Annotated in this window: 19 protein-coding genes; 12 read left to right on the top strand and 7 right to left on the bottom strand. The window is 62.2% G+C overall.

Annotated features, from left to right (window positions below; translation table 11 throughout):
- Positions 1-30: 30 nt before the first annotated feature.
- On the bottom strand, positions 31-1,293 hold the full coding sequence (locus tag KUW18_RS04360; protein ID WP_222560883.1) for a capsule biosynthesis protein: 1,263 nt from the start codon (positions 1,291-1,293) through the stop codon (positions 31-33).
- 587 nt (positions 1,294-1,880) lie between these two features.
- On the bottom strand, positions 1,881-2,504 hold the full coding sequence (locus KUW18_RS04355) for a histidine phosphatase family protein (RefSeq protein WP_261396420.1): 624 nt from the start codon (positions 2,502-2,504) through the stop codon (positions 1,881-1,883).
- A gap of 226 nt (positions 2,505-2,730) precedes the next feature.
- Between KUW18_RS04355 and KUW18_RS04350 the strand changes: the two genes are divergently transcribed.
- On the top strand, positions 2,731-5,619 hold the full coding sequence (locus KUW18_RS04350) for an EAL domain-containing protein (protein ID WP_222560882.1): 2,889 nt from the start codon (positions 2,731-2,733) through the stop codon (positions 5,617-5,619).
- Positions 5,620-5,637: 18 nt separating this feature from the next.
- On the opposite strand, the gene KUW18_RS04345 is transcribed toward KUW18_RS04350, so the two are convergent.
- The 3 genes from KUW18_RS04345 to KUW18_RS04335 all read right to left on the bottom strand — a co-directional run bounded on the left by KUW18_RS04345 (position 5,638) and on the right by KUW18_RS04335 (position 8,315).
- On the bottom strand, positions 5,638-6,273 hold the full coding sequence (locus tag KUW18_RS04345; protein ID WP_261396419.1) for a hypothetical protein: 636 nt from the start codon (positions 6,271-6,273) through the stop codon (positions 5,638-5,640).
- An 81-nt stretch (positions 6,274-6,354) separates the two neighbouring features.
- Positions 6,355-6,816: an Rrf2 family transcriptional regulator gene (locus KUW18_RS04340; RefSeq protein ID WP_206943719.1), complete on the bottom strand. Its 462-nt coding sequence runs from the start codon at positions 6,814-6,816 to the stop codon at positions 6,355-6,357.
- Positions 6,817-7,997: 1,181 nt separating this feature from the next.
- Entirely contained in the window at positions 7,998-8,315 is a 318-nt protein-coding gene (locus KUW18_RS04335; protein WP_206943721.1) for a c-type cytochrome, read from the bottom strand.
- 417 nt (positions 8,316-8,732) lie between these two features.
- On the opposite strand from KUW18_RS04335, the gene hemN reads away from it, so the two are divergent.
- From hemN to KUW18_RS04320, 3 genes are all read left to right on the top strand, one after another.
- A complete protein-coding gene (hemN, locus tag KUW18_RS04330) occupies positions 8,733-10,118 on the top strand; it encodes an oxygen-independent coproporphyrinogen III oxidase (protein ID WP_222560881.1) in 1,386 nt (461 codons plus the stop codon).
- Between the two features lie 234 nt (positions 10,119-10,352).
- On the top strand, positions 10,353-12,464 hold the full coding sequence (locus KUW18_RS04325; protein WP_222560880.1) for an adenosylcobalamin-dependent ribonucleoside-diphosphate reductase: 2,112 nt from the start codon (positions 10,353-10,355) through the stop codon (positions 12,462-12,464).
- Positions 12,465-12,545: 81 nt separating this feature from the next.
- Positions 12,546-13,331 carry a ribonucleoside-diphosphate reductase gene (locus KUW18_RS04320; RefSeq protein WP_222560879.1) on the top strand — a complete coding sequence of 262 codons (786 nt, stop codon included), beginning with the start codon at positions 12,546-12,548 and terminating at the stop codon, positions 13,329-13,331.
- Positions 13,332-13,702: 371 nt separating this feature from the next.
- Here KUW18_RS04320 and KUW18_RS04315 read toward each other — a convergent pair whose 3' ends face one another.
- A complete protein-coding gene (locus KUW18_RS04315) occupies positions 13,703-15,199 on the bottom strand; it encodes a CoA-acylating methylmalonate-semialdehyde dehydrogenase (RefSeq protein ID WP_206943728.1) in 1,497 nt (498 codons plus the stop codon).
- Positions 15,200-15,416: 217 nt separating this feature from the next.
- Entirely contained in the window at positions 15,417-16,697 is a 1,281-nt protein-coding gene (locus KUW18_RS04310) for an aminotransferase class III-fold pyridoxal phosphate-dependent enzyme (protein WP_308126692.1), read from the bottom strand.
- A gap of 428 nt (positions 16,698-17,125) precedes the next feature.
- Between KUW18_RS04310 and KUW18_RS04305 the strand changes: the two genes are divergently transcribed.
- The 8 genes from KUW18_RS04305 to KUW18_RS04270 all read left to right on the top strand — a co-directional run bounded on the left by KUW18_RS04305 (position 17,126) and on the right by KUW18_RS04270 (position 25,476).
- Positions 17,126-17,902, top strand: coding sequence for a FadR/GntR family transcriptional regulator (locus KUW18_RS04305; protein ID WP_409995820.1), 777 nt, complete (start codon positions 17,126-17,128; stop codon positions 17,900-17,902).
- 131 nt (positions 17,903-18,033) lie between these two features.
- Positions 18,034-19,227, top strand: a complete 1,194-nt coding sequence (locus KUW18_RS04300; protein WP_206943734.1) for an ABC transporter substrate-binding protein — start codon at positions 18,034-18,036, stop codon at positions 19,225-19,227.
- Between the two features lie 57 nt (positions 19,228-19,284).
- Positions 19,285-20,145, top strand: coding sequence for a branched-chain amino acid ABC transporter permease (locus KUW18_RS04295; protein WP_206943736.1), 861 nt, complete (start codon positions 19,285-19,287; stop codon positions 20,143-20,145).
- A 1-nt stretch (position 20,146) separates the two neighbouring features.
- A complete protein-coding gene (locus KUW18_RS04290) occupies positions 20,147-21,172 on the top strand; it encodes a branched-chain amino acid ABC transporter permease (protein ID WP_224851947.1) in 1,026 nt (341 codons plus the stop codon).
- The gene (locus tag KUW18_RS04285; protein WP_206943738.1) at positions 21,169-21,945 is read left to right on the top strand and encodes an ABC transporter ATP-binding protein; all 777 of its coding nucleotides are present in this window, start codon (positions 21,169-21,171) and stop codon (positions 21,943-21,945) included. Before KUW18_RS04290 ends, KUW18_RS04285 begins: the two co-directional genes overlap by 4 nt.
- Positions 21,945-22,640 (top strand): ABC transporter ATP-binding protein, encoded by a 696-nt coding sequence (locus KUW18_RS04280; protein ID WP_222560877.1) that lies wholly within the window; start codon positions 21,945-21,947, stop codon positions 22,638-22,640. Before KUW18_RS04285 ends, KUW18_RS04280 begins: the two co-directional genes overlap by 1 nt.
- 110 nt (positions 22,641-22,750) lie before the next feature.
- The gene (locus tag KUW18_RS04275; RefSeq protein WP_222560876.1) at positions 22,751-24,052 is read left to right on the top strand and encodes a Zn-dependent hydrolase; all 1,302 of its coding nucleotides are present in this window, start codon (positions 22,751-22,753) and stop codon (positions 24,050-24,052) included.
- Positions 24,049-25,476: an amidase gene (locus KUW18_RS04270; protein ID WP_222560875.1), complete on the top strand. Its 1,428-nt coding sequence runs from the start codon at positions 24,049-24,051 to the stop codon at positions 25,474-25,476. The genes KUW18_RS04275 and KUW18_RS04270 overlap by 4 nt, the downstream gene beginning before the upstream one ends.
- The last annotated feature ends 146 nt before the right edge of the window (positions 25,477-25,622 follow it).

Raw genomic sequence — 25,622 nt, 5'->3', positions numbered from 1 at the left:
ACCCTCGGTTCCCGGCGGCTGACCCAAGGCCTACGCAGCGCATGGCACGCATGACAGCAACTCCTCTAGTCGAGAGCGTTCGGTACACAGGCGACGGGTGCTGTGGTGGACCGCCAGTGCGATGCCTGGGCGGCAGTAGAAACTGCCGTTGAGCTGAACGGTATGGAGCAATGTTGTTTTCAGTGCCTGGAATAGCTTGCCGTCTGGGCGGGGCGGTGCATGCCAGAAGTCTGCTGGTACCCGACGTCGAGATAGCGTCAGGCCCGGCAGGTTGTAGATGGCATTCCCGAGGGAAAGTAGAGGGCAGTGGTTTTCCAGCGCCACAAAGCCCGAGGTGCTGTTGACGGTAATGGCTCCCTGGGCGGCAGGCAGCAGGTGATTGAGGTCGCCGCCCTCGATGAACAGCAGGCGATGATCGATCTGCCACTCCCTTGCCATGCTCTGGGTATGCCGACGAAGGCCACTCAACCCCGGATCGAGAGGATGATTCTTGACCAGTAAGCGAGCGTCGGGAGGAGCAAACTGAGCAAAGGAAAGCAGTACCTCGCGCAGTACCCTGACCATGTCGGGATAGTCTGAGTGACAGCGAATCTGCGCATCGCTGTCCAGCTGCAGCAGCAACACAAAGTAAGGCCCAGGATGGCCAAGAAACTCCCTCAGGCGACGAGCTTCGCTGGCGCGGCCAAGACGCTTGCGCGTCAATTGCCGTAGATAGCCGGCGTATTCGCGCGGTGCGCTGACGGGAGCGTGGCCGCGGTAGCCGGGAAACAGCAGTGGATTGGAGAGCCCTGCCAGGTGGTAGAGGACGTCATGGGTGGCACGCACCCTGAAGGGACTGAGGCTGTGTTGTGCAGGGGGCGGTGGGCCGAGCCTGGCAGCGGCTTCCACAAACCAGTCTGGGTCCTTGGGGAGCCGGGAGCAGCCGTTGACGCCATCCGGCTCCAAGGTGATCCAGTGGGGTCTAAGGTAGCCTTCTTCAAACACCTGGACGCGAAGTGCAAGCTGCCGGGCAGCCTGGATCGCTGCTCGATGGTGAGGGCGCTGATCACCAAACACCACAAGGTCGGTGATCCGCCATTGGCTCATCCAGGTGGCAATCTGTGACGTGAAGTCCGTTATCCCGCCGCGAAACCGACGACTGCCCAGCCGCCAGCGGTAGACCAGGTCACCGCCGCACAGGTCTATCAGATGCACGCCGTGCCCACGTTCCAGCAGTTCACGACTGAGCTGTGTGAAGAACGGTGAGCAGGGGCCCTGTAGCAGCAGGAACTGGCGAGTCCTGAGCAGCGTCATTGGTTGGGCACCCCTAACCTGCCGGGCCGCTCTACTCTGTGGCGCAGCCCCAGGGCGAGATGATCGCTCGTGTCCTGGCAGTGACTCGTCGACAACAGCAAGGCGCGCGATGATTGGCCATCCACCGCTAAGCCGCGGTGCTGAGACGTGGGTTCCATCATGCGAGCCAATAAAGTCCTGTGTCAGTGAAACGCCTGGCAGCGACCACAACGCCTTGGCTGGCTGCGCCGAGGCTGAGGCATCTGAGAGCGATGCCTCTGAGAGCGATGCCTCTGAGAGAGATAGAGGTGTGGTTCGCAACATATCATGCGGGCGAGTGACGATTTGGTACGAACTTCGCAGAATCGGGCGCTAAAAGTACGAGATCCATGACAGTCGCTGCTTCTATCCGATGGCTGCACAGCTTTTGTCGGCCAGGATAGGCGTTGATCGCGCTTCTGCGACTTTTCCACAGGACATCTCTGTGTCGTCCACAGTGTTGTGCACAGGCAGGAGCCTGGCAGGGCTGCCGGTCGGGGAAGGTGCTGGTCACGTGGGAGACGTACCGGCGAGGGCCGCCCGCCCGTCAGGGACCCGTGGAAACGGCGTCAGGAGGAGGTGGTGCCAGCGGCATCGGCGCCCACGATCAGAGGACGGATATCTGCCGGGGCCAGTGGCGGCTGGTCACGATGTGCCGACAGTGGCTGCCCGCTGGCGGCTGTCAGCAGGATGTGCAGTGGATCGCCGTGGCTGACAAGCAGGATGGTCTGGTGGTGAAAGCGGGCCTCCAGGTCGATGATCAGCGCGAACATACGCTGGACAACGTCCGCGACACTCTCGCAGCCTTGAAGGTGGTGATGGGGGTTCTCGGCATCGTGGCTCCAGGTAGAGGCGTAGGCGCTATCCGGACCCTGGTCGAGATCACCGAAAAAACGCTCTCTAAGCCGTTGGTCGGGCGTGGGCGTGAGCGAGAAATACGCGCCGACGTGCTCGGCGGTCTGGGTGGTACGCAGAAAGTCGGAGTGCACGATATGTGTCGGTGTCGCTAGATGCCAGCTGTCGAGTCGGTGCTGCAGCTGTTCCTCGCCCTTGGCAGACAGGCCATAGCCCTCGCAGCCGTGGGTAGGGGAAGACACGATCAGTCCTCTGGCATTGGCCTGGCTATGTCCATGGCGCATCACCAGATAGTGGTTGTGGCAGTGAGGAAGAGCCACTGTAGTGGCGTCTGCCATGGGCGTAGCTCCCGCTGCAAGAGGTGTTGCCTGGAAACGGCGTGCGGTCGGCGAGCGTCTGTGACATCGCCGTATCACCCAACAGCATAGGCGCTGGTAGAACAGGCTGCATCGTCAGCTTTCATCAGCGTGGCCCTTAGCGTGGAAACCCCCACTGCGATGTCAGCTCCAATTCAGCTATTCTCGATACATTGAATGCCTGATTCAGGGATGGGTCGCTCAGCCGATGAAGATGGACGCCCGCCGAGCCTTTCAGCGCCTTGCCGACAGCCTCTCTCGCGAAGTGGGGGGAGACTTCTTTGTTCATCTGGTAGAACGCCTGGCGGTGATTCTCAATGCAGATGCACTGGTGGTGGCGGTACCCGTCGGGGATGGCACGAGGCTGCGCACGCTGGTGTTGTATGTGGATGGCGAATGCCTGCCGAACATCGAATACGTGTCGGCGGGGACTCCCTGCCATGGCGCCATGGTCAGTGGCGCCTGCAGCTATACCGAAGACGTCTGTCATGCCTTTCCCGATGACCAATGGTTGCGTGAGTTCAGGGCCCAGGCCTACTCCGGTGTTCCCATGCATGGGCCGGATGGAGAGTTGCACGGGGTGCTGGTGGCGCTGTACCGCCATCCTCTGCGCCAGCAACATCTGGTGGAGGAGGTGCTGCGAATTGCCGGTGCCCGCTGCGGCGCTGAACTCTCCCATCAACGCACCGAGCGCAAACTGGCATCTACCGCGATTCAACTGGAAGCCACCAACCGGCAGCTGCAGCGAACCCATCGCGCTCTGACACTGCTGCGTCTGGTCAACCGAGCCGTGATCCGGTTGACGGACGAAATGGACGTACTCGAAGAGGTCTGTCGGCTGGCTGTTGATCAGGGGAGCTATCGCTATGCTTGGGCAGGGTTGGCCCAGGACGCACCGGACTATCGCATTCTGCCGCTGGCCAGTGCTGGGGGGGCGGATGAACTGCTGCGCCATGCCAGCTTCAGCTGGGATGCTGACGGACGCCATGGTCAGGGGCCGAGCGGGAGAGCGATTCGTGAGGACGTAGAGCATCTGGTGGCCGATTACGCCGACATGGAACACTACCCCAACTGGGTCCAGCGCTTCGGAGTGAGGGCTGAAATCGCCTTGCCGCTACATCTGGGGAGTGGGCGCCGGGGCGTGATGGTGCTGCTGATGGACACACCCTATCGCGCCAGTGACGGTGAGCTGGCGCTATTGAGGGAGCTGGCGGGCAATCTGTCGTTTGGGCTGCAGGCCATGCGTGCGCACCAGCATCAACGCCATACACAGCAGGCGGTGCTGGATATGGCGGAAGTGGTCACGGCCCGCAGTGATGACGCCTTTTTTTCTCAGTTTGTGCGCCGACTGGCCAAGGCTCTGGGAGCAGACGGTGTCTTTGTGTCCCGGGTAGAAGAAAGCGTCCCGCTACAGGCGACCTTGTTGGCTGGATTGGTGGATGGTCAGCCGGTGGCACCGTTTCACTACTGCTTTGAAGGCTTGCCTTGCGACGATGCCTTTCGCGACCTGGAACACGTTATTGCGCGTGGGGTAAGCGACCGCTACCCACGTGCCCAGGAGATGATCGGGGTCCGTGTGGAGGCTTATGTGGGGCGCCGCCTGGAAGACGCTAGCGGGGATGCCATTGGGACATTGTTCGTGCTGTTTCGTGAGCCTTTGCACGACCCAGAGCCCGTGTCGCACCTGTTGCGCATCTTTGCCGCAGGCGCGTCGGCGGAGCTGGAGCGGCGACGCAGCGACGCCCATATCCGCCGACTGGCGTTCTTTGACCCCGGTACCGGATTGCCCAATCGCGCTAACTTCATGGAGTGTCTGCAGAGTGCTATCGCCCTGGCGCGCACCGAGCAACACCGGGTCGCGCTGATGTTTCTGGACCTCAATCGGTTCAAGGAAATCAACGACAGTCAGGGCCACGATGTAGGTGACCAGGTGCTCAAGGAAGTGGCTGCACGGTTCAGCGCCTGCCTGGGCAAGCAGGGTACCCTGGCCCGCCTGGGCGGCGATGAGTTTGTGGTCATGGTCGAGCGAGCTGACGAAATCGGAACGGCTCAGGTCGTGGGGCGACTGCTCAGTGCACTGAATGCTCCGGTGGTGCATGACCGTCATCGCTTCAACGTGGAGGTAAGTATCGGCGTTGCCTTCTTCCCAGAGGATGGGGATGGGCCTAGAGAACTGCTGAAACACACCGATATCGCCATGTATCACGCCAAGGAAAGCCGCAGCGGTTATCGTTTCTATGCGCCGGAAATGGGTCGTGACCTGCGTCGTCGCCTGGTGCTGGCTGCGCGCCTCGATGATGCGCTGGCCGGAGAGCGGCTGGAACTGTGTTTTCAGCCCAGCGTGGCGTTGGGCAGTGGGGCTCTCGTTGGGGCCGAGGTGTTGTGCCGCTGGTTCGATGCCGAGCTGGGTTGGGTGAGCCCGTCAGAGTTCGTCACGATCGCTGAAGAGCGTGGCATGATCGAGGCCTTGGGCAGCTGGGTGATGGAGCGCGCCTGTCGCCAGCTGAAAGAGTGGCAGGACGCTTCGCTGACGCGCTTGCCGCATCGCCTGCACGTCAATTTGGCTGCCGCACAGTTTGAGGACCCAGACCTGGCCAAGCAGTTGACCGACATTGCCAGTCGCTATGGGATCTCGCCGCAACAGCTTGGGCTTGAGATCACGGAGAGCGGCTTCATGAAGGACCCTGAGCAAGCCGTGCGAATCACCGACGATCTCCGCCAGCGAGGCTTCTCGCTGTCTATCGATGACTTCGGCACCGGCTATTCGTCCCTTGCCTACCTGAAGCGTTTTGCGGTGGAGGCGGTCAAGATCGACATGTCCTTTGTCAGCGATATGCTGACGGACAGTAACGATCACGCCATTGTGGCGACCATCATCGCCATGGCACGGCAGTTGGGATTGACCGTGGTCGCTGAAGGCATCGAGACCGCTGCTCAGCTAAAGGCCCTGCGCGATCTGGGGTGCGACCATGGCCAGGGTTACCTGCTGTCGCGTCCACTGAGCAGCGAAGAGTTCGCCCAGCAGTGGTTGATGGGTGAGACCAGCAGAGGACCCCTGACAGAGACCGAGTCCGCCGAAGGGTATCGTCCTGGCTAGATCGTACAGGCTAGGTCGTCATGGCGAGATAGAGGGCGAGTCGGAGGAGTCGCCTGCCTCCTGAGTGCACAACCTGTTCAAGCGCGACAGCGCCTCATCGGCGCCTGCCAGTGAGAAACTGAGAAACCAATAGTCACTTTCCTTCTCGGTCATGCGCAGCCGGAGATGCAACGTACTGCCGGTGCTCAGGCGTGACTCCAGCAGTGGCATGTCCAGATCTTCGACGTGGACATACAGACCGTCATCGCCCCGCTGCGTAGAAAGCACTGCCGTCCCGGTCTGGGCGGTCTGCTCATCGACCAGAATATCGACGGGCACGCGGTTGACCACTTCACTGCGTGATTGACGTTCCCCCAGGCGGCTTCTCAGCTCAAGCCAATGGATGGCGCAGTGCCCTGCCGTGGCATTGATGCTGAGCAGCGTATCGCTGTAGCTGGTGTTTTCAAGGGCGCGTACATGTCGCTCCCCACCCAGAGAGGCGGTCAGCGACTGCCAGCGTTGGTGACGTTGTCCGTCGGCGACATTGAAGCTGGTGGCGAATACGGCTTGGGAGCTGGTCAGCGCGCCTACCAGGATCGCCATGCCAAGCAGACGACTGGCACCACGGCGAATACCCCGGTGAACGGAAAAGGCATGGGACAGCAAAAACGGCATGACAGCTCCTGACAGCGCTCGAGACAGAGCTCAGGAGGCTAGCACTCACGGGCGTCTCTGTCCCGGCCTTAGCCGGTGCGATCAGGCGCTCTCGGCTTCCGGTGTCAGCGAAATCAGCTTCAAGGCGTGCAGTCGCTGGCGGCAGTCAGTGGTCATCAGGTCATCCAGCGTATAGCGGTCGAGTACTTCCAGGAACGCTGCCAAGGCCTCGTTGGCGATCTGCTTGAAGCGACAGATGGGTGCCATGTAGCAGGCGCTGTCGTCCCCATCGCACTCGACCAAGGCCAGGCTGTGCTCCGTATCCTTTACCAATGTGCCCAGGTGGATGCTGGCGGGTTGACGCTTGAGCGACAGCCCTCCGTGCTTTCCTCTGACGGCGGACACATAGCCCAGGCGACTGAGTTCCTGGACCACCTTCATCAGATGGTTGCGAGATACCTCAAATCGCGAGGCAATTTCGGCGATGGTGGTGCGCTCATTACCTGATTCTGCCAAGTACATGAGAACGCGAAGAGAGTAGTCAGTAAAACGTGTGAGGTGCATGGGTCGTATCCCGGCGCCCTAGGGCGGCAGTTAGAAAGCGATAGAGGAAGATCTTTATCGGGTTCGACTCTATCAGGGGAGGGCAATACTAACGCAGGTATGGAGCATGAAAGTGAAGTAATGTGTGGAAAAACCTACAGCACATGACCTATATCAATTACTCGATCGTGAGCAGATTTCTCATCATCTTTGATGTCATCAAAACCTCACTATAATTTGAATGTAGCATGGAACTTTTCTTGAAATAGATGAAACATGAATTAATGAGTTCGGATGACCGCATTGGTTTAGTTTTCATACCTCGTTCGGGGTATTTGGAAGAAAGTCTGCTGATGTGGCTACCACGATTGAGACTTTATTCGGCCGGCCAATCTACTGGGCTATCAGCGAGTGAGCAGAGAGAAAGCCGGACAGGCAGGGGCTGGAGGCGCCGTACGAAGGGGGATGTCGGTAAGGGAATGAGTCACTTGTGGCGCAGTGGTCTCGCCTTTTCCAGATGGATTTCACTACCATACAGCGTAAAGCGTCACTATTTTTTTCATCGCCTAGGTGTCGATAAATGACTAAATCGCGACATCTGACTGACCCACCGTGACGGCAATGTGTCTATCAAAGGGGGTAGATTGGGATGGCGAGGTAACATTTTCAGGATGTGATGAAGGGACCTCGAGAGCGAGAAAAATTTATGATTTTTCTGGAATATCCAGCAATGATTGTGTGGTCATAAATGCGTGTTTTAGCAAAGTGCTTAAGGAAGCTTCTCTCCTGGGAAGCGGATCGACGGGCGTGCCGCCATGGAGCAAATCTCGCTGAAGTATGTCTGGATAGTCGTGGCTCTTGATAAATGGCGCAGAAGCATGTCGTGAGCATAGCGTCGCGGGCATAGCAGGGGAGATAACGCGCCAGGGGGCATGTTACGTGCGTCATGACGTCTCTTTGTGACACCCGACACGGTCATCAGCGGCTTGCGCCGCATGGCTATCCGCCTCGTGCCTCCCGAAAGGCCCATGTGCCAGCAGGCCGTGGGTGATAGCCGCCATTGTGAGGCAGGCATCATGGCGGTGGTGGTCGTCATGTGCTGGCACGAGAGCCCGGCCTGGCTGAGGGTTGCCGGTACTGTAGGACACCGGAAGCTAGAGAGAACGCTTCGCTGGGTGGCCTAGCAGCCTAGAGACCTGGTGTCAGGGCGTCAGTGAGGAGTAGTAGGCGGCAATATCGGCGATGTCTTGATCGGACAGTGCAGCCGCCTGGGGGGCCATGATGGCGGACATGCCGCCGCTGCGCTGGCCGTCGCGGTAGGCCTTCAGCGCGCCTTCCAGGTAGGGCGCATTCTGTCCTGCCAGGTTGGGATAGATGGGGCCAGTGGCCTTGCCATCGGTGCCATGGCAGGCGGCGCAGGCCCCGACCTTGGTTTCACCGGCGGCGGCGTCGCCCGCGGCGTGGGCAGTAACACTGAACAGACAGGCGGCGCCAAGCGCGGCCAGGGGGAACCATTTCATGATGAGCGCTCCTCGGGATTGGGTCTGCGGACGGGCAGCGTGGGCAAGGCATGCCACGCCGCCAGCCGAGTCTGTCCGGGGTCGTTGTGTCGGCAAGCCAGAGCTGCCGGCAACCCTTGGGACTCTCGAGTATTGGAGCGCTCAGCGACAATACCCTATGACGCTGGTCAACTTTCGCTAGGGAGAGGTAGTCGCTACGCACTATGCTTGATGGGGATCAAGGGAATCAGACAGGCATCATTGCGGTGGCGGCCGTCATGCGCTAGCACTAGAGACCGATCTGCCTGGGGATGACGTCTTGGCACTGATTTGATGCAGATCATGTCTGGCTTCGTCTGTCGCAGCCAAGCCGAGATGACGTGAGACAATGCCGACAGATGCCGCCGTCGGGCGGTCGTGTCATGAGAGGCCTTGTCGATGTCATCCGATGTTCTGCCGTTTCAGCGTAACCTGGTCGAAAAGTATGATCGTCCCGGCCCGCGCTACACCTCCTACCCCACTGCGCCGAATTTCCATGCGGGCTTCGGCGTCGATGACTATCGACAGGCGGTACAACGCAGCCAGCAAGGAGAGCCAAAGCCGCTGTCGGTGTACGTGCACGTGCCCTTCTGCGAGAGCCTTTGCTACTACTGCGCCTGCTCCAAGATCATTACCCACAATCGCGAGCGTGCCGCCGAGTATCTGAACCTGCTCAAGCGCGAGATCGCCCTGCAGGCCGAACTGTTCGATAACGACCGCGAATTGACTCAGCTGCACCTGGGCGGAGGCACCCCCACCTTTCTGACCAACGCCCAGTTGGCCGGGCTGATCGACAGCCTGGCGCAACACTTTTCCTTCGCTCCGCCGTCCCGTCGTGAGTTTTCGCTGGAAGTGGACCCGCGCACGGTAACGCCCCAGCAGATACACGAATTGCGGGCCATGGGCTTCAATCGGTTGAGTTTCGGCGTTCAGGACTTCGACCCCCTGGTGCAGAAGGCGGTGAATCGGCTGCAGAGCGAGGCCCAGGTAGCGGCGCTGATGGATGCCGCCCGGGAGGCGGACTTCGCCTCGGTGTCGGTGGATCTGATCTACGGGCTGCCGCTGCAGACCCGTGACAGCTTCGATACCACGCTGGCCAAGGTCGTAGCGCTCAGGCCCGATCGTATCGCCGCCTACAGCTACGCCCATCTGCCATCGCTGTTCAAGGCGCAGCGGCTGATCCGTGACGAGGACATGCCGCCGCCTGGGCGTAAACTAGAACTGCTCGAGCTGACCATCGAGCGGCTGACCCAGGCGGGCTACGTCTATATCGGCATGGATCACTTTGCCTTGCCCGAGGATGAGCTCAGTCTGGCCCGTGAGAATGGCACCCTGCAGCGCAATTTCCAGGGCTACTCGACCCATGCCCAGTGCGACATGATTGGCCTGGGGGTGACATCCATCGGCAAGGTGGGCGATGCCTACAGCCAGAACGTCAAGACCACCGCCGAATACGCCGAGCACCTTGAGGCCGGGCGGCTGCCGGTGCTACGTGGTTACCGCTTGACCGCGGAGGACCAGCTGCGCGCAGAGCTGATCACTGCCCTGATGTGCCACGGTGAGGTGCGCTTTGCCGAGTTTGAAGATCGTCATGGTATCCACTTTCAGCAGCACTTCGCGGCGGCGCTGAACCAGCTGGAAGAGATGCGCGAGGACGACTTGATCGAGATCAAGCAGGACGCACTCAGGGTGCTCCCGGCAGGCCGGCTGATGATGCGCAATCTGGCCATGGCCTTCGACGCCTACCTGGTGGCGGAAAGTGGGCGCTTCTCCCGTACCGTCTAGGATGCGCCGGACGGTTGGCGTCCCCGCCAGGTCCTCGCCGGTCCCGGCGTGACCGTTTATGCGCCAAAGGCAATTTAAAAACCGGGCCTTCCGTGTCCGGTTTTTTCGTTTATATTGTGCCGCCGGCCAAAAATTTAACTATATCTAGTATAGCGATCGACCTTGGCCGTAACGCGCGTCGACGCCCTTGTTACCTCGTTTCTTTGCCGGCAATTTCATCGGAGACATGTGTTCATGACCACATCCGCCAAGGCCGCCGCCCTGTCGCAGGAGGTCCCCATGCAGGGTCCCTCGTATGATATCTGGGATGCCAAGTACCGCTTGAAGGATCGTCACGGCCAGCCCGTGGATGCCGACCTTCAGGCCACCTGGGAGCGTGTGGCCAAGGCCCTTGCCGCGGTGGAAGGCGATGCCGCCGACATCTGGTTGCCGAAGTTTCGCTGGGCTTTGGAGAACGGTGCCGTACCGGCGGGCCGGATCACCTCCAACGCCGGCGCCGAGGGCTACAAGCCCGCCGTCAGCCTGATCAATTGCACCGTGTCCCGCACCATCCGCGACTCCATGCACGACATCCTCGACAGCGTGGTGGACGCCGGCATGACCCTCAAGGCCGGCTGCGGTATTGGCTACGAGTTTTCCACCCTGCGCCACAAGGGAGCCTTCGTGTTCGGTGCCGGCGCTGGCACCAATGGCCCCCTGGCGTTCATGGATATCTACGACAAGATGTGTTTCACCGTCGCCTCCGCCGGGGGACGCCGCGGGGCTCAGATGGGCACCTTCGACGTGGGCCATCCCGATGTTCGCGAGTTTATCGAGGCCAAGCGTGAAGCCGGTCGACTGCGCCAGTTCAACCTCAGCCTGCTGATCACTGACGAGTTCATGGAGGCGGTGAAAGAGGACGCCGACTGGCCGCTGGCCTTTCCCCTGCACTCCGGCGAGAGGGGTGATGTCGAGGACAAGGACCTGATCTATCGTGACTGGCCGGTGATCGAAGACGGCTACACGGTGGACGCCGAAGGGCGCGTGGCCTGCCGCGTGGTCGAAGTGATCAAGGCGCGCGAGCTGTGGGACACCATCATGCGTTCCACCTATGACTACGCCGAGCCTGGCTTCATCCTGATCGACCAGGTCAATCGCATGAACAACAACTGGTTCTGCGAAGAGATCCGCGCCACTAACCCCTGTGGGGAGCAGCCGCTGCCGCCGGAAGGGGCCTGTCTGCTGGGCTCGATCAACCTGACTCGCTTCGTGATCGACCCGTTTGGTGAGGCGCCGCGCTTCGACTGGGACAAGTACCGCCAGGTGGTCGCGGTTTTCACCCGCATGCTCGACAACGTGGTCGAGATCAGCGGCCTGCCGCTGTCCGGCCAGCGTCGCGAGATCGAGGCCAAGCGCCGCCATGGCATGGGCTTTTTGGGACTGGGATCGACCATGACCATGCTCAAGATGCCCTATGGCAGCGCCGAATCGCTGGTCTTTACCGAGGAAGTCAGTCGGGTGTTGGCCGTGGAGGGCTGGAAGCAGGCGCTGGAGCTGTCCCGCGAGAAGGGCATGGCGCCGATTCTCGAACAGGAGTTCGAGCTGACCCCCAGGATGCTGCGTGAACGTCCAGAATTGAGCCGCGATGGTTACGAGGCCGGCGACAAGGTGCCAGGCCGCACCCTGCATGCCCGCTACAGCCGCTATATGCAGAAGATCGCCGAGGTCGAGCCTGAACTGGTGGCGCAGCTGGCCGAGCATGGGGCGCGCTTCACCCATCACTCCTCGATTGCCCCCACCGGCACCATCAGCCTGTCGCTGGGCAATAATGCCTCCAACGGTATCGAGCCGTCGTTCTCTCATCGCTACTTCCGTAACGTCATCCAGGCGGGCAAGAAGACCAAGGAGCAGGTCGAGGTGGTGTCCTTCGAGCTGGCCGCCTATCGTCACTTCATGCACGCCGAGGCGGTAGAGAGCGACCTGCCGGATTACTTCATCACCGCCGATGCGGTGACCCCCAAGCAGCACGTGGCGGTGCAGGCCGCCGCCCAGGCCTGGGTCGACTCGGCGATCTCCAAGACGGTCAACGTGCCCACCGACTTTGCCTTCGAGGCGTTCAAGGACCTGTATCTGGACGCCTACCAGAGCCGCCTCAAGGGCTGTACCACCTTCCGCTTCAATCCGGAGGCCTTCCAGGGCGTGCTGGTGCGCGAGGATGACCTCAAGAACACCACCTACGTGTTCGAGCTGGAGAACGGCGAGACCCTCGAACTCAAGGGCGACGAGACGGTGATCTACGACGGCGAGGAGCACAATGCCGCCAACCTCTACGACGCCTTGAAGGAGGGGACCTATGGCAAGTGGTAACGCCCGGGGCGAAAGGTCGTTGCGTGGTGGCCGGCGCCTGTGGGCACCGCGTCTGAATCATCTTTGTGGAGGAGCCTGCTGATGGCTGTCGAAATCACATCCAAGATCGTGGGCTACCGGGTCAAGAGCGAAGAGGCCCCTGCGGCCCCGGTGCCGCCCCCTCTGCCCGAAGAAAACCCGCTGACCATGCGCATTCCCTCGCGCCCCGAGGGAACGCTCGAGGCGGTGTCCGAGAAGATTTCCTACGTCGGCGCCGAAGGCCGCAAGAAGGTCTACCTGTTGGTGTCCTTTATGCCGGTGGAAGGGGTGCTGAACGGACAGCGCGTGATCATCGAGCGTCCGGTGGAGTTCTTCTTTCCCTCCGGTCAGCTGTCCAGCGAGCACCAGTGGATCACCGCCACCATGCGCAGCCTGTCGCTGGCCGCCCGCGGCGGCTACGTCACCCAGGCGGTGGCCGATCTGCGCAAGGTGGCCTGGGACAAGGGCCTGGTGCGTTGCGGCATGAACCGCTGGAACAAGCCGATGTTCCACGACTCCGAGGTTGCCGCGATTGCCTGGTCGATCCAGCAGATCCTCTATCGCCGCGGCTTTCTCGATATCGACGGCAACCAGATTCCGGTAGAGGAGCTGGTCAGCCGCTATGCCAAGCGTCAGGCCTCTGGCCACGGCTGGTTCCCCGCCGAGGTCGAGGACGAGACCCCGAGCGGCGCGGTCGAGCCCTTGGATGGCAAGCCCGTCGTGGATGGCGCAGGTGAAGGCGCCGGCCCCGCGGTGGTTGGCCACTGCCCCGAGTGTCGCGGCGAGCTGATCATGATGGACGGTTGCCCCACCTGCTACGCCGGCTGCGGTTGGTCGAAGTGCGGCTAGTCGAAGCGCGGCTAAACAAAGCGCGGCTAAAGCAAGGTATGGCCAAACGATGACCCAACTGTAGCCAAACTATGACCCAACTATGGCCAAACCAGGCATGACTCATTTGGCGTCATGGCCGTCGCCGCCGTTGCGACGCTGACAGGTAGCAGGTGAACGTGGCTTTCAGCGAGCGAACAGCAAGCCTGACGAAAGGGTAGTGCGCCGACAAGGGTGTGGATAAGTGTGCGGTTTGACTGTGAATAAGCGTGTGGTAATCGGTGGAAGGGCTGTGCAAGGGATCTGTTCGCCGCTCGGCGTGGAGTGACAATAGCGTGTGACGGCAAAAGAAAACGGGCCCCTGGGGGCCCGTTGTTGTATCGAATGCAGGGTTACTGTCCGCCGGAGGGGAAGTTGAACTCTGCCTTGGCGGTCTCGAAGGATGATGGCCAGCGCTGGGACACGGCCTTGCGGCGAGTATAGAAGCGCACCGCGTCAGGGCCGTAGGCATGCAGGTCACCAAACAGCGAGCGCTTCCAGCCACCGAAGCTGTGGCTTGCCACCGGTACCGGCAGCGGCACGTTGATGCCGACCATGCCAACCTCGATGGCATCGGTGAAGCGGCGCGCCGCTTCCCCGTCACGGGTGAACAGGCAGGTGCCGTTGCCGTACTCGTGGGCGTTGGTCAGGTCGATGGCTTCATCCAGGCTCGATACCCGCACCACGCACAGCACCGGGCCGAAGATTTCTTCTGCATAGATGGTCATCTGCGGGGTGACTCGGTCGAACAGACAGCCGCCGACGAAGAAACCGTCTTCATGGCCTGGCACCACCAGGTCGCGCCCATCGGCGACCAGGTCGGCGCCTTCCTGAATGCCCTTCTCGATATAGCCGAGCACCTTGTCACGATGCTGGGCGGTGACCAGGGCACCCATGTCCAGGCCCTTGTCGGTGCCGGGGCCGATCTTCAGCGCGGCGATCTTCGGCGTCATCGCCTCGATCAAGCGATCAGCGGTGTCATCGCCGACACACACCGCCACGGAAATGGCCATGCAGCGTTCGCCAGCGCTGCCGAAGGCAGCCCCCATCAGGGTGTTGGCGGCATTGTCGATGTCAGCGTCGGGCAGCACGATGGCGTGGTTCTTGGCGCCACCGAGGGCCTGCACGCGCTTGCCGCTTTCGGCGCCACGGCGGTAGATGGTTTCGGCGATGGGAGTGGAGCCAACGAAGGAAATGGCCTTGACGTCGGGGGCATCCAGCAGCGCCTCCACGGTCTCACGACCACCTTGCACGACGCTCATGATGCCCTGGGGCAGGCCCGCCTCTTCCAGCAGCTTGGCGACCGCGACCGCCGCGGAGGGGTCCTTTTCGGAAGGCTTGAGGATAAAGGCGTTGCCGCAGGCAATCGCCATCGGGTACATCCACAGCGGCACCATGGCCGGGAAGTTGAACGGAGTGATGCCCGCGACGACCCCCAGCGGCTGGAAGTTGGAGAACGCGTCAATGGAGGGGCCCACGTTGTGGGAGTATTCGCCCTTGAGCAGTTCCGGTACGCCGCAGGCGTATTCCACGTTCTCGATACCGCGCTTGAGCTCGCCCATGGCGTCTTCGACGGTCTTGCCGTGTTCCTCGCTGATCAGCTGGACCAGACGCTCGGCGTCACGCTCCAGCAGCGCCTTGAACCGGTACATCACCTGAGCGCGCTTGGCTGGCGGGGTGTCGCGCCAGGCCGGGAAGGCGGCCTTGGCTGCCTCGATGGCGGCCTGCACGGTGGTGGCATCGCCCTCGGCCACCTGGCGGATGGTAGCGCCGGTGGCGGGATTGGTGACCGGCAAGGTGCGGCTGGACTCCAGGTCCTGGCCATTGATCCAGTGACTGACGTATTCCATTGAAGACCTCTTGTCTTGAAGGGTGATGTCTGGACGCTGGGTCCAGCGACGATATCGGTGTGAACAGTGGCCACAGGCAGGCATGACACCTGCCTGTGGATAATGCTGTGAATGATGGGTGTAAAGGTTGTCCACAGGCTGTCGATGTGGCGTGGATAACCGTTCTTGCCACTCACCCGTCAGCGCTGATGTTTGCCTCCTGGGGCGCTCAATGTGCTTACGCCAGGCGGTCGAGGGTGGTGGCCACGGCGTCGAATAGCCGCTCGAGCTCTGCCTCTGTGGTGCCGAAAGGAGGACCAAACTGCAGGGTATCGCCGCCAAAGCGCACGTAGAAACCCGCTTCCCACAGGGCCAGATGTGCGTCCCTTGGGCGAATGCTCGGGTCGCCGTCCCGTGGTGCCAGCTGGATCGCTCCGGCCAGGCCATAGTTGCGGATATCAACCACATGGGGGCGACCCTTCAAGGCATGCAGACGGTCCTCGAAGGCGGGGGCGATGGCTCTGACCTGGCCGGGAAAGTCTTCCCGCTCCAACAGTTCCAGCGACGCCAGGGCCGCGGCACAGGCCACTGGATGTCCGCTGTAGGTGTAGCCATGGGTGAATTCGATGGCGTGCTCGGCACCGCCTGCGTGCATGAAGGTGTCGAAGATCTCGTTGGATGCAATCACCGCGCCCATGGGCACCGCACCGTTGGTGATCTGCTTGGCCACCGTCATCAGGTCTGGCGTCACCCCGAAGGCCTCGGCTCCGGTACGGGCACCGCTGCGCCCGAAGGCGGTAATGACCTCGTCGAAGATCAGCAGGATATCGTGGGCAGAGCAGATCTCGCGCAGACGATCCAGATAGCCCTTCGGCGGAACGATGACGCCGGCGGAGCCTGACATCGGTTCGACGATCACCGCCGCGATGTTGGAGGCGTCGTGCAGGGCGATCTGCTCGAGCAGGGCGTCGGCCAGCTCTGCCCCGGTGTCGGCCTGGCCGCGGGTGAAGGCCAGTGACGGTTGCAGGGTATGGGGCAGGTGGCTGGCGTCCATCAGCTGGCCGTAGTGCTTGCGGTTGCCGCCGATCCCACCAAGGCTGGTGCCGCCGACATTGACCCCGTGGTAGCCCTTGGCGCGGCCAATCATGCGGGTCTTTTCCGGGCGTCCCTTGAGGCGCCAGTAGGCCTTGGCCATCTTCAACGCGGTATCGGCGGACTCGGAGCCAGAGTCAGTGAAGAACACATGGTCGAGCCCCTTGGGGGTCAGACTGGCGACCTTTTCCGCCAGCTTGAAGGCCAGCGGGTGGGACACCTGGAAGCTCGGCGCATAGTCGAGGCTGCCTAGCTGCTGGGCCACCGCCTGCTGAATCTCAACCCGGTTGTGACCGGCGCCGCAGGTCCAGAGGCCTGACAGGGAATCAAACAGCCGACGCCCGCGATCGTCGATGAAGTAGCGACCCTCGGCCCCGTGGATCAGCCGTGGGTGAGCGTGGAAGTCCCGGTTGGCGGTGAACGGCATCCAGTAGTGATGGTTCAGGTCGCTGTTATCCGCTTTCTCTGCGGTGGCGTCGGGGCGAGTCTCCAGAGTGTCGAAGGTCAGCATGGTGGGTCTCCTGTCAGCCGCCTGGGGCCGGGGCCTGGTGGTCATGGCCTGTCGTTGTCGTGGTCTAGCTGTCTTATCGGGTCTGTCTTGTCCGGGCTGTCTTGTTCGGGCTGTCTTGTCCGGACTGTCTAGGTCAGGCTAAGCGCCGAGCGGTGATAGCCGGATGGTCGTGACATAACGGCAGCATGGCGGCTGTAGAAAGTTGATAAAACACCACTCTGTTTTCGCTTAGGTAAGTAAATCTAAACGTAATTGGGTCTGCTGGCGTTGGCATAAATTGACTTGACCAATTCGCGCATTGGGACTAATCCTTATATTTATTCGAATAAATGACCGAGATGCCCGTGCCGACTTCTTTTCCCCAGCGCCGTCAGAAGCTCGCCGACCTGATCTGCGAGGACATCAAGCAGAAGATCGTGATGGAGAACCTGTCGCCAGGGGACCGGCTGCCCAACGAAAAAGCCCTGGTGGAGCGCTATGAATGCGCCAAGGGCACGATTCGTGAGGCCCTCAGGGTGCTTGAGGTGGAGGGGCTGGTAGTGCTGAAGACGGGTCCAGGCGGTGGCGCGATCATCCGAGAAGTGACCATCGACCCGGCCTGCCGCGCGCTGCGCAACTTTCTGCACTTTCAGCACGTGGATGGCAGCCAGGTCTATCAGCTGCGTCGGATGGTAGAAGTGGAGGTCGCGGTAGCGGCCATGGATCATCTTGATGAGGCCGGACGTGAGCGGCTGCGTGACAACATCGCCCACTGCCAGCGGCCCCATGAAGATGAACTGAGCCAGCGCCAGCACCGCATGCTGGAGCTCGAGTTCCACAACATTCTGGCGGAGTACTGCCCCAATCCGCTGCTGCGTTTCATGAGCACCTTTCTCAACGATCTACTGCGCGACCTGGTGGTGATCAAGAAGGCCTATCGGCCGGAACGTCATGCCTTTGATGAGTCCAACATTCGCTACCACATCGCCCTGATGGAAGCCTTTGACAACGGTGACCGTGAAGCGGTGCGCCGTCTTATGTTCGAGCACATGTGTGATGCGGAGCACCACATGTCGGCCCTGGAAGGCGAGATGGCCAACCAGTTTCTGGTGTCGCCCGAGGTGCTGGGCGAAAGCGGCTGATCCCGTTTAGCGCGATCCGGCGACGGCCCACAGCGACCTATAACAACAACAGCGTCCCTTATAACAACAATCAAGCCACCCACGTCAGCGACCCCTCATCCACTCCGATGACGTCGACAAGAGGAATAACAATGACAGTGCGCAAGACACCCCTTCTGCTTTCCGCCCTGGCCCTTGGACTCGTGGCCCAGCCGTTGCTGGCCCAGGATCAGGAACCACTGACCTTCTACGGCGTGAAGTCGCTGTCTGGCGCCTTCGCCAGTTATGGCAAGTACGCCGAAATGGGGTCTCGCCTGGCGGTGGAAGAAGCCAGAACGTCCCTGGGACGTGATATCGACTACGTCAGCCTGGACACCGAAGGCAATGCCGGCCGGGCCATCCGCAAGGTGCAGGAAGCCATCAACCAGGACGGCGCCCGCTTGTTCAACGGCGCCACCCTTTCCTCCACCGCATTGGCGGTAGGCAAGGAAGTGGCTGGCGTCGAGGGGGTGTTCATGACGCCTGCCGGCGCCGACGAACTGACCGGCACCGAGTGCAACGCCTCCACCTTCCGCTGGTCGGTGCCGACCTACGGCGCCATTCGCGAAACCCTGGTGCCGTTGATGGAAGCGCTGCCCGAGGCCAAGCGGTTCTATACCATCACCCCGGAATATGTGTTCGGCGAGGCGCTGCTCGACAACGCCAAGGCCGTCTTCGAGGAAGCCGGTGTCGAGCACGTGGGGAACAGCTATCACTCGCTGCAGGAGCAGGAATTCTCCGGCTACCTGACCAACGCCATGGCGGCCTCTCCTGATGTACTGGTGCTGCTCAACTTTGGCGCCCAGTCCTCCAACGCCCTGCGCCAGGCACGCAACTTCGGCCTCAATGATCAGATGGATATTCTGATGGTGTGGTCGGCGGGCCTGGACCAGTTCGAAGAGCTGGGTGCCGCCAATGTCGAAGGCATCTACTTCGGCGCCCAGTACTGGCACGAGGTGGATACACCCTTCAACAACGAGCTGGTGGCAGCGGTGCGCGACGCCTATGACATCACGCCCACCTATCCGCTGGCAGCGGACTACACCATGACGCGGGTGATGCTGGAGGTCGCCGACCAGAGCGGGGCCAGCACAGGTCCGGCACTGATCGAAGCCCTGGAGGGGTACACCTATCAAGGGCCGACCGGCGAAGAAACCATCCGAGCGTCTGACCATCAGGTCATCAAGGATTACTACCTGCTCCAGGGCAAGGCTCAGGACGAGATGGACGATGACGATGACTATGCCGACGTGATCAGCGCCGGCCAGTCCTTTGTCGCCCCCGAAGATTCGCCCTGCCAGCTGTAAGGCAGCCCTCGTCCGTCTGCCGGGGGCGCCGCCCTCGGCATTCCAGGAGCCGCGACCATGCTTAATGTCTATCTGTTCCAGGTCCTTAACGGCCTGGGGCTCGGGATGATCTATTTTCTGATTTCGGTGGGATTGACGCTGATCTTCGGCCTGTTGAACTTCGTCAACTTTGCCCATGGAGCCTTCTTCCTGGTCGGCTCCTACCTCTGCTACACCCTGGTCAGCCTGACCGGCAACTTCTGGCTGGCCCTGGTGGCGGGACCGCTGTTGGTCGCGCTGCTGGCCTGGGCGCTGGAGCGTAGCCTGATCCAGCGTATCTACCACTTGCCGCATACCTTTCAGATCCTGGTGACGCTAGGCATCGCCCTGATCATTCAGGAACTGTCGATCATGATCTGGGGGCCAGTGGGCAAGAGCATTCCCACCCCGGAAGCCCTGCAGGGTGTGGTGCGCATCGGCAACTTTGCCTACCCCTACTACCGACTGTTCCTGATCGGCTTCAGTGCCTTGGTCGCCGTCGTGCTGTGGCTGCTGCTGGAGCGGACCCGTTTCGGCGCGCTGGTCCGGGCCGGCAGCGAGTCCACCGAGATGGTGTCGCTGCTGGGCTCCAACATCTTTCGTCTGTTCTCGGTCACCTTTGCCCTGGGAGTGGGCCTGGCGGGATTGGCTGGGGTGCTTTCGGCTCCCCTGCGCGGGGCCCATCCGTTCATCGGCCCAGAGGTTCTGGGGCTGGCGTTCGTGGTGGTGGTGATCGGTGGCATGGGCTCCTTCAGTGGTGCCCTGGTGGCGGGATTGATCGTGGGCGTGGTGCAGAGCCTGATGACCTCGCTGTGGCCACAAGGCGCAAGCCTGATGATCTACGCCGCCATGGCAGTGGTGATTCTGCTGCGTCCCCACGGACTGTTCGGGAGAGCATGAGATGATGACCAAGACTCTGGAACCTACCAGCACCGCTGCGCGCCCAAGCCGGTTCAAGGGCCGCCTGGGGGCGGGGACGACGTTGGCCATGCTGGCGGTGATGGTGCTGCTGCCGGTGGTGCTGCCGTCGGCGACCCTGGCGACCGAGATTCTGATCTTTGCCATGGCCGCACTGGCCTGCAATCTGCTGCTCGGCTTCACCGGTCTGCTGTCCTTTGGCCAGGCCATCTTCTTCGGTGCGGGGGCCTATATCAGTGCCCTGGCGATGATCCACCTCAATGCCGGGCTGGTCGGTGCCCTGTTGATTGCGGTGGTGGTGGGCGCCGTGCTGGCGCTGGGTGTCGGCATGCTGTGCATCCGCCGTAAAGGCATCTACTTTGTGATGCTCACCCTGGCCCTGACCCAGATGGCCTACTTTCTGGCCTACACCTTGAGTGACTGGACCGGTGGCGACAACGGCCTGCTCGACGTGCCACGTCCGCCCCTGGCAGTGGGCGACACCACCCTGATCAGCTTCGACTCACCGCTGGCCTTCTATGCGCTGGTCGCGGTGCTGTTTGCGGTCATCTACGTGGTGGCACGACGCATCACCGACTCACCCTTCGGCAGCACCCTGCTGGCGATCCGCGAGAACGAACAGCGCGCCTCGGCGCTGGGGTATGACACCCGACTGTTCAAGGTCATGGTGTTCGTGCTGTCCGGGGGAATCACCGCCCTCGCCGGTGCCCTTTACGGCATGCTGCTGAACTTCGTGCCGCTGTCGAACATCGAGCTGTTGATGTCCGAACAGATCCTGATCATGACCATCATCGGCGGCACCGGCTCGCTGTTCGGCTCACTGCTGGGCGCCGGCGCGATCGTCTTGCTGGGTGATCTGCTGTCATCGATCTGGCCGCGCTGGATGCTGCTGCTCGGGGTGGCCCTGATCGCGGTGGTGATCTTTATGCGAGGTGGTCTGTGGGGCGGCCTGTCCAGCCTGCTGGAACGTCGTAGCAAGCGCACCGATGGCAAGGAGGGCGACCAATGACCACGCAAACCTCGCGTCCCGGCGCCGACACTCTGCTGGAAACCCGTGACCTGGTGCTCGCCTACGGGGCCTTCCACGCCGTGGATGGTGTCAACCTGCGTATCGGCAAGGGCAAGATCCATACCGTGATCGGGCCCAACGGGGCAGGCAAGACCAGCCTGTTCCACTGCCTGACCGGCGAGCGCCGTCCCAGCGCTGGCAAGATCCTGCTGGAGGGGAGAGACATCACCCGCGAGCCAGCCCATGGCCGAGTGGGACTTGGCATGTCGCGCTCGTTTCAGGTGACCAGCCTGTTTCAGGAGCTGAGCGTGCACGAGAACCTGCGGCTGGCGGCCCAGGGGGTCGACGGTTGGCGCGCCCTCAATTTCTGGCAACGCCTGAACAAGCGTCGCGAGCACCTGGCTCGAGCGGACGAGATTCTCGAACGCATTGGTCTGTCAGGCCGTGCCGGGGTGGCCGCGGGCGAGCTGTCCCATGGCCAGCAGCGCATTCTCGAGGTCGGCATGGCGATCTGCCCGCGACCACGCCTGCTATTGCTCGATGAGCCGACCTCAGGGATGGGCATCGACGATATCCCCAGCATGACCACGCTGATCGGCGAGCTGGGCCGAGACCACAGCATTCTGTTGATCGAACACAACATGAGCATCGTGATGTCGATCAGCGACACCATCACCGTCATGAACCGGGGGCAGGTGCTGGTGGAGGGCGACCCCCACAGCGTGCGCAATGATGCCCGTGTCAGAGACGCCTATCTGGGAGAAGCCGCCTGATGCTCGAGTTGACGGATATTCACAGCTATTACGGCAAGAGCCACGTCCTGGAAGGGGTGTCGCTGAAGGTCGGTGAAGGCGAGCTGGTGACGCTGCTGGGACGTAACGGTGCAGGCAAGACCACGACCTTGAAAAGCATCATGGGCCTGGTCGATACGCCGACCGGCAGCATCAGCCTGCGAGGCACGCCGCTGCTTGGCCAGGCACCGTTCCAGATTGCTCGCCAGGGCGTGGCGCTGGTGCCGGAGCATCGTGGCATCTTCAGCATTCTCAGCGTCGAAGAGAACCTGCAGATCGCCGTTCGCCGCGGCAGTCGCTGGCAGATGGAAGATATCTTTCGCTGGTTCCCCCGCCTCGAGGAGCGACGACGCAATCGCGGCAACGCTCTGTCCGGCGGCGAGCAGCAGATGCTGGCGATTGCCCGGGCGCTGCTCAACGATCCCCAGATCCTGCTGCTGGACGAGCCCACCGAGGGCCTGGCGCCAGTCATCGTCGACGAGATCGTCAAGATCCTCAAGGCCATTCGCGGCGAGGGACTTTCGGTACTGCTGGTCGAACAGAATCTGCGGGTCTGCGAAGAGGTGGCCGATCGCCACTACATCCTCGAACAGGGCCAGATCGTCTACACCGGCAGCGCCGATGATTTTCGTGACGATCCCGCGGTACGTGACCGTTATCTGGCCCTCAGCGCCTGACCTGGCGACGCCCCGGCCGCTGCGTTCGGCTGGGGCCACGCTACGCCCTCAGGACCTAGCGTCACCGCTCCCCTGGGGCGCTGAAACAGCACAATGACAAGGATACTCTGATGACAGCAACCGTCACTTCCCCGGCAGCCGCAGCGACTGCCACCCTGGCCTGCGATGGCGAGCGCCTGTGGGCCTCACTGATGTCCCTGGCAGAGCTGGGCGCCACTCCCAAGGGCGGCGTCAATCGCCAGGCCCTGACCGAGCTCGACCGCCAGGCCCGTGACCTGTTTATCGGCTGGTGCCAAGCGGAGGGCATGAGCGTGCGTATCGACGCCATCGGCAACATCGTGGCGCGTCGCGAGGGCAGTGAACCCGACCTGCCGGCGGTCATGACCGGCAGCCATATTGATACCCAGCCCACCGGTGGCAAGTTCGATGGCTGCTTCGGCGTGCTGGCGGGGCTTGAGGTGGTCCGTACCCTCAATCAGCATGCCATCACTACCCGTGCGCCCATCGACGTGGTCGCCTGGACCAACGAAGAAGGCTGCCGCTTTCCGCCCTGCATGATGGGTTCGGGAGTCTATGCCGGCCAGCTGGGTCTGGACGACATGCTGTCTCGCCAGGACGACGCTGGCGTCAGTGTGGGCGAGGCCCTGGATGCCATCGGCTATCGTGGTAGCGATCGGCTGGACCCCTCTTCGGTCAAGGCCTACTTCGAGGCGCATATCGAGCAAGGGCCCCTGCTCGAGGATACCGACACCACCCTGGGAGTGGTCATCGGTGCACTTGGCCAGAAATGGTTTGATCTGACCCTGACCGGCGTTGAAGCCCACGCCGGACCGACGCCCATGCATCTGCGCAAGGATGCGCTGGTGGGTGCCGCCGAGATTACCGTAGCGATCAACCGCATGGCGCGCGACGCGGCCCCCCACGGGCGCGGTACGGTCGGTGTGATGCAGCCCCATCCCGGGTCGCGCAACGTCATTCCTGGGCAGGTCAAGATGACCGTCGACCTGCGTCACCTGGACCCGCTGACCCTTGAGACGATGGCGTCCCAGCTGGCTGAGGTGGTGCAGGAGGTCAGCCAGCGTCATGGTCTGGCGGCAGAGCTGACGCCCACCGCTGACTTTCCGCCGGAGGCCTTCGACGATAGCTGCATCGAGGCCGTGCGTGCCGGTGCCAAGGCCCACGGGCTCAGCCATATGGATATCGTCAGTGGCGCGGGCCACGACGCCATCTTCGTGGGACGGGTGGCGCCGGCGGCGATGATTTTTGTGCCCTGCAAGGATGGTATCAGTCACAACGAAAGCGAGTATGCCAAGCCGGAGGAGCTCAAGGCCGGCTGCGATGTGCTGTTGCACGCCATGCTCGAGAGTGCCGGTGATGGCAGTGCCGCCGCTGATCAGGGAGGCCAGGCATGAGCCATGAGGCTGCAGTGACGACCGGCCAGGCGGCGGAGCTTGCTGATCTGGGAGCGACCCAGGCGCTTGAGGCCTATCGCCGCGGCGAGTGCACGCCCAGCCAGGTCATCGCAGATTGCCTGTCGCGCATCGCCCGCGACAACCCACGGGTCAACGCTTTCTCCCATGTGGCTGGGGACGATGCCCTGGCGGCCGCCGAGGCGTCGACCCTGCGCTGGCAACAGGGCAGACCGTGCGGGCCATTGGACGGCGTGCCGGTGACCATCAAGGACCTGACGTTGACCCAGGGCATGCCGACGCGGCTGGGCTCACGTACCAGCGATGCCCATGCTCCTGCCGCTGTCGATGCCCCGGTATCGCGCTTTCTGCGCGAGGCCGGCGCCATCATCGTCGGCAAGACCTTGTCGCCGGAATTCGGCTGGAAGGGGGTGACCGATAACCCGCTGCATGGCATCTGTCGCAATCCCTGGGATACCCGTCTGACCCCAGGCGGCTCGTCGGGAGGAGCCGGGGCGGCGGCGGCGCTCAACCTTGGCATGCTGCATCAGGGGAGCGATGCCGGTGGCTCGATCCGTATTCCCTGCAGCTTTACCGGCACCTTTGGCATCAAACCCACCTTTGGCTGGGTGCCCCAGTGGCCCTCCAGCGCCATGAGTACCCTGTCCCACCTGGGGCCCATGACTCGCTCTGTGGAAGACAGTGCCCTGATGATGCGCTTGCTGGCACAGCCGGACAGCCGCGATGGCTATGCGGGGCCGCGTTGCCCCATCGACTGGCAGGCGCCGCGGCCTGATCACCTGCGCGGCGTTCGGGTCGCGATCAGTCTCGACCTTGGCTATGTCGAGGTAGCGCCGGACATTCGCCAGGGAGTCATCCGCGCCGCAGCGCTGCTGCAGGACCTGGGCGCCAGTGTCGAGTGGGTTGATCCGGGGTTCGCCGATCCCATCGAGACCTTCAATACCCTGTGGTTTGCCGGGGCTTCCCAGGTGCTGGAGAGACTCGATGAGTCGCAGCAGGCCATGCTGGATCCCGGTTTCCTCGAGATCGCCCGACGCGGCACCGGAATTTCCCTGTCGCAGTATCTGGCCGCCCGTCGTCATCGCAGCGAGCTGACCGCCGCCATGGGCGAGTTCCATCAACGCTATGACCTGCTGGTAACCCCGACCATGCCGATCTCGCCGTTTGCCGCCGGCTACAACGTACCCCCGGGCGGGCCTTATCGGGAGTGGATGGACTGGACCCCCTTCACCTACCCCTTCAACCTCACCCAACAGCCCGCCGCCTCCTTGCCCTGCGGGCTGGACGAGCAGGGACTGCCGATGGGGCTGCACCTGGTCGGGCCGAAGTTCGCTGATGACCGAGTGATGCAGGTGGCGGCGCTGCTGGAGTCACGTCTGCCACGCCTGACACCGCCGCGTCCCTGACCCAGGCCTTTATCCAGGTATTGAGCTTGACCTGCCTCAGCCACCGCCTTTTCCTCCAGGGCGTTGGCGGCGCTGGATGGGTCCCTTGCACGCCAAAGGCCCGGCCGTCTGATCGACGGCCGGGCCTTTGGTCTTAGCTGTCCAGC

It is taken from the genome of Halomonas sp. DP5Y7-2, from assembly GCF_019802025.1.
GTDB classification, from domain to species: Bacteria; Pseudomonadota; Gammaproteobacteria; order Pseudomonadales; family Halomonadaceae; genus Halomonas; species Halomonas litopenaei_A.
This window is presented reverse-complemented; position numbering and strand designations above follow the sequence as displayed.

Bases quoted from the DNA above. Each gene is read 5' to 3' on its own strand.
- KUW18_RS04360 (WP_222560883.1), bottom strand. From the start codon at position 1,293: ATGACGCTGCTCAGGACTCGCCAGTTCCTGCTGCTACAGGGCCCCTGC.
- KUW18_RS04355 (WP_261396420.1), bottom strand. From the start codon at position 2,504: ATGGCAGACGCCACTACAGTGGCTCTTCCTCACTGCCACAACCACTAT.
- KUW18_RS04350 (WP_222560882.1), top strand. From the start codon at position 2,731: ATGAAGATGGACGCCCGCCGAGCCTTTCAGCGCCTTGCCGACAGCCTC.
- KUW18_RS04345 (WP_261396419.1), bottom strand. From the start codon at position 6,273: ATGCCGTTTTTGCTGTCCCATGCCTTTTCCGTTCACCGGGGTATTCGC.
- KUW18_RS04340 (WP_206943719.1), bottom strand. From the start codon at position 6,816: ATGCACCTCACACGTTTTACTGACTACTCTCTTCGCGTTCTCATGTAC.
- KUW18_RS04335 (WP_206943721.1), bottom strand. From the start codon at position 8,315: ATGAAATGGTTCCCCCTGGCCGCGCTTGGCGCCGCCTGTCTGTTCAGT.
- hemN (WP_222560881.1), top strand. From the start codon at position 8,733: ATGTCATCCGATGTTCTGCCGTTTCAGCGTAACCTGGTCGAAAAGTAT.
- KUW18_RS04325 (WP_222560880.1), top strand. From the start codon at position 10,353: ATGACCACATCCGCCAAGGCCGCCGCCCTGTCGCAGGAGGTCCCCATG.
- KUW18_RS04320 (WP_222560879.1), top strand. From the start codon at position 12,546: ATGGCTGTCGAAATCACATCCAAGATCGTGGGCTACCGGGTCAAGAGC.
- KUW18_RS04315 (WP_206943728.1), bottom strand. From the start codon at position 15,199: ATGGAATACGTCAGTCACTGGATCAATGGCCAGGACCTGGAGTCCAGC.
- KUW18_RS04310 (WP_308126692.1), bottom strand. From the start codon at position 16,697: ATGCCGTTCACCGCCAACCGGGACTTCCACGCTCACCCACGGCTGATC.
- KUW18_RS04300 (WP_206943734.1), top strand. From the start codon at position 18,034: ATGACAGTGCGCAAGACACCCCTTCTGCTTTCCGCCCTGGCCCTTGGA.
- KUW18_RS04295 (WP_206943736.1), top strand. From the start codon at position 19,285: ATGCTTAATGTCTATCTGTTCCAGGTCCTTAACGGCCTGGGGCTCGGG.
- KUW18_RS04290 (WP_224851947.1), top strand. From the start codon at position 20,147: ATGATGACCAAGACTCTGGAACCTACCAGCACCGCTGCGCGCCCAAGC.
- KUW18_RS04285 (WP_206943738.1), top strand. From the start codon at position 21,169: ATGACCACGCAAACCTCGCGTCCCGGCGCCGACACTCTGCTGGAAACC.
- KUW18_RS04280 (WP_222560877.1), top strand. From the start codon at position 21,945: ATGCTCGAGTTGACGGATATTCACAGCTATTACGGCAAGAGCCACGTC.
- KUW18_RS04275 (WP_222560876.1), top strand. From the start codon at position 22,751: ATGACAGCAACCGTCACTTCCCCGGCAGCCGCAGCGACTGCCACCCTG.
- KUW18_RS04270 (WP_222560875.1), top strand. From the start codon at position 24,049: ATGAGCCATGAGGCTGCAGTGACGACCGGCCAGGCGGCGGAGCTTGCT.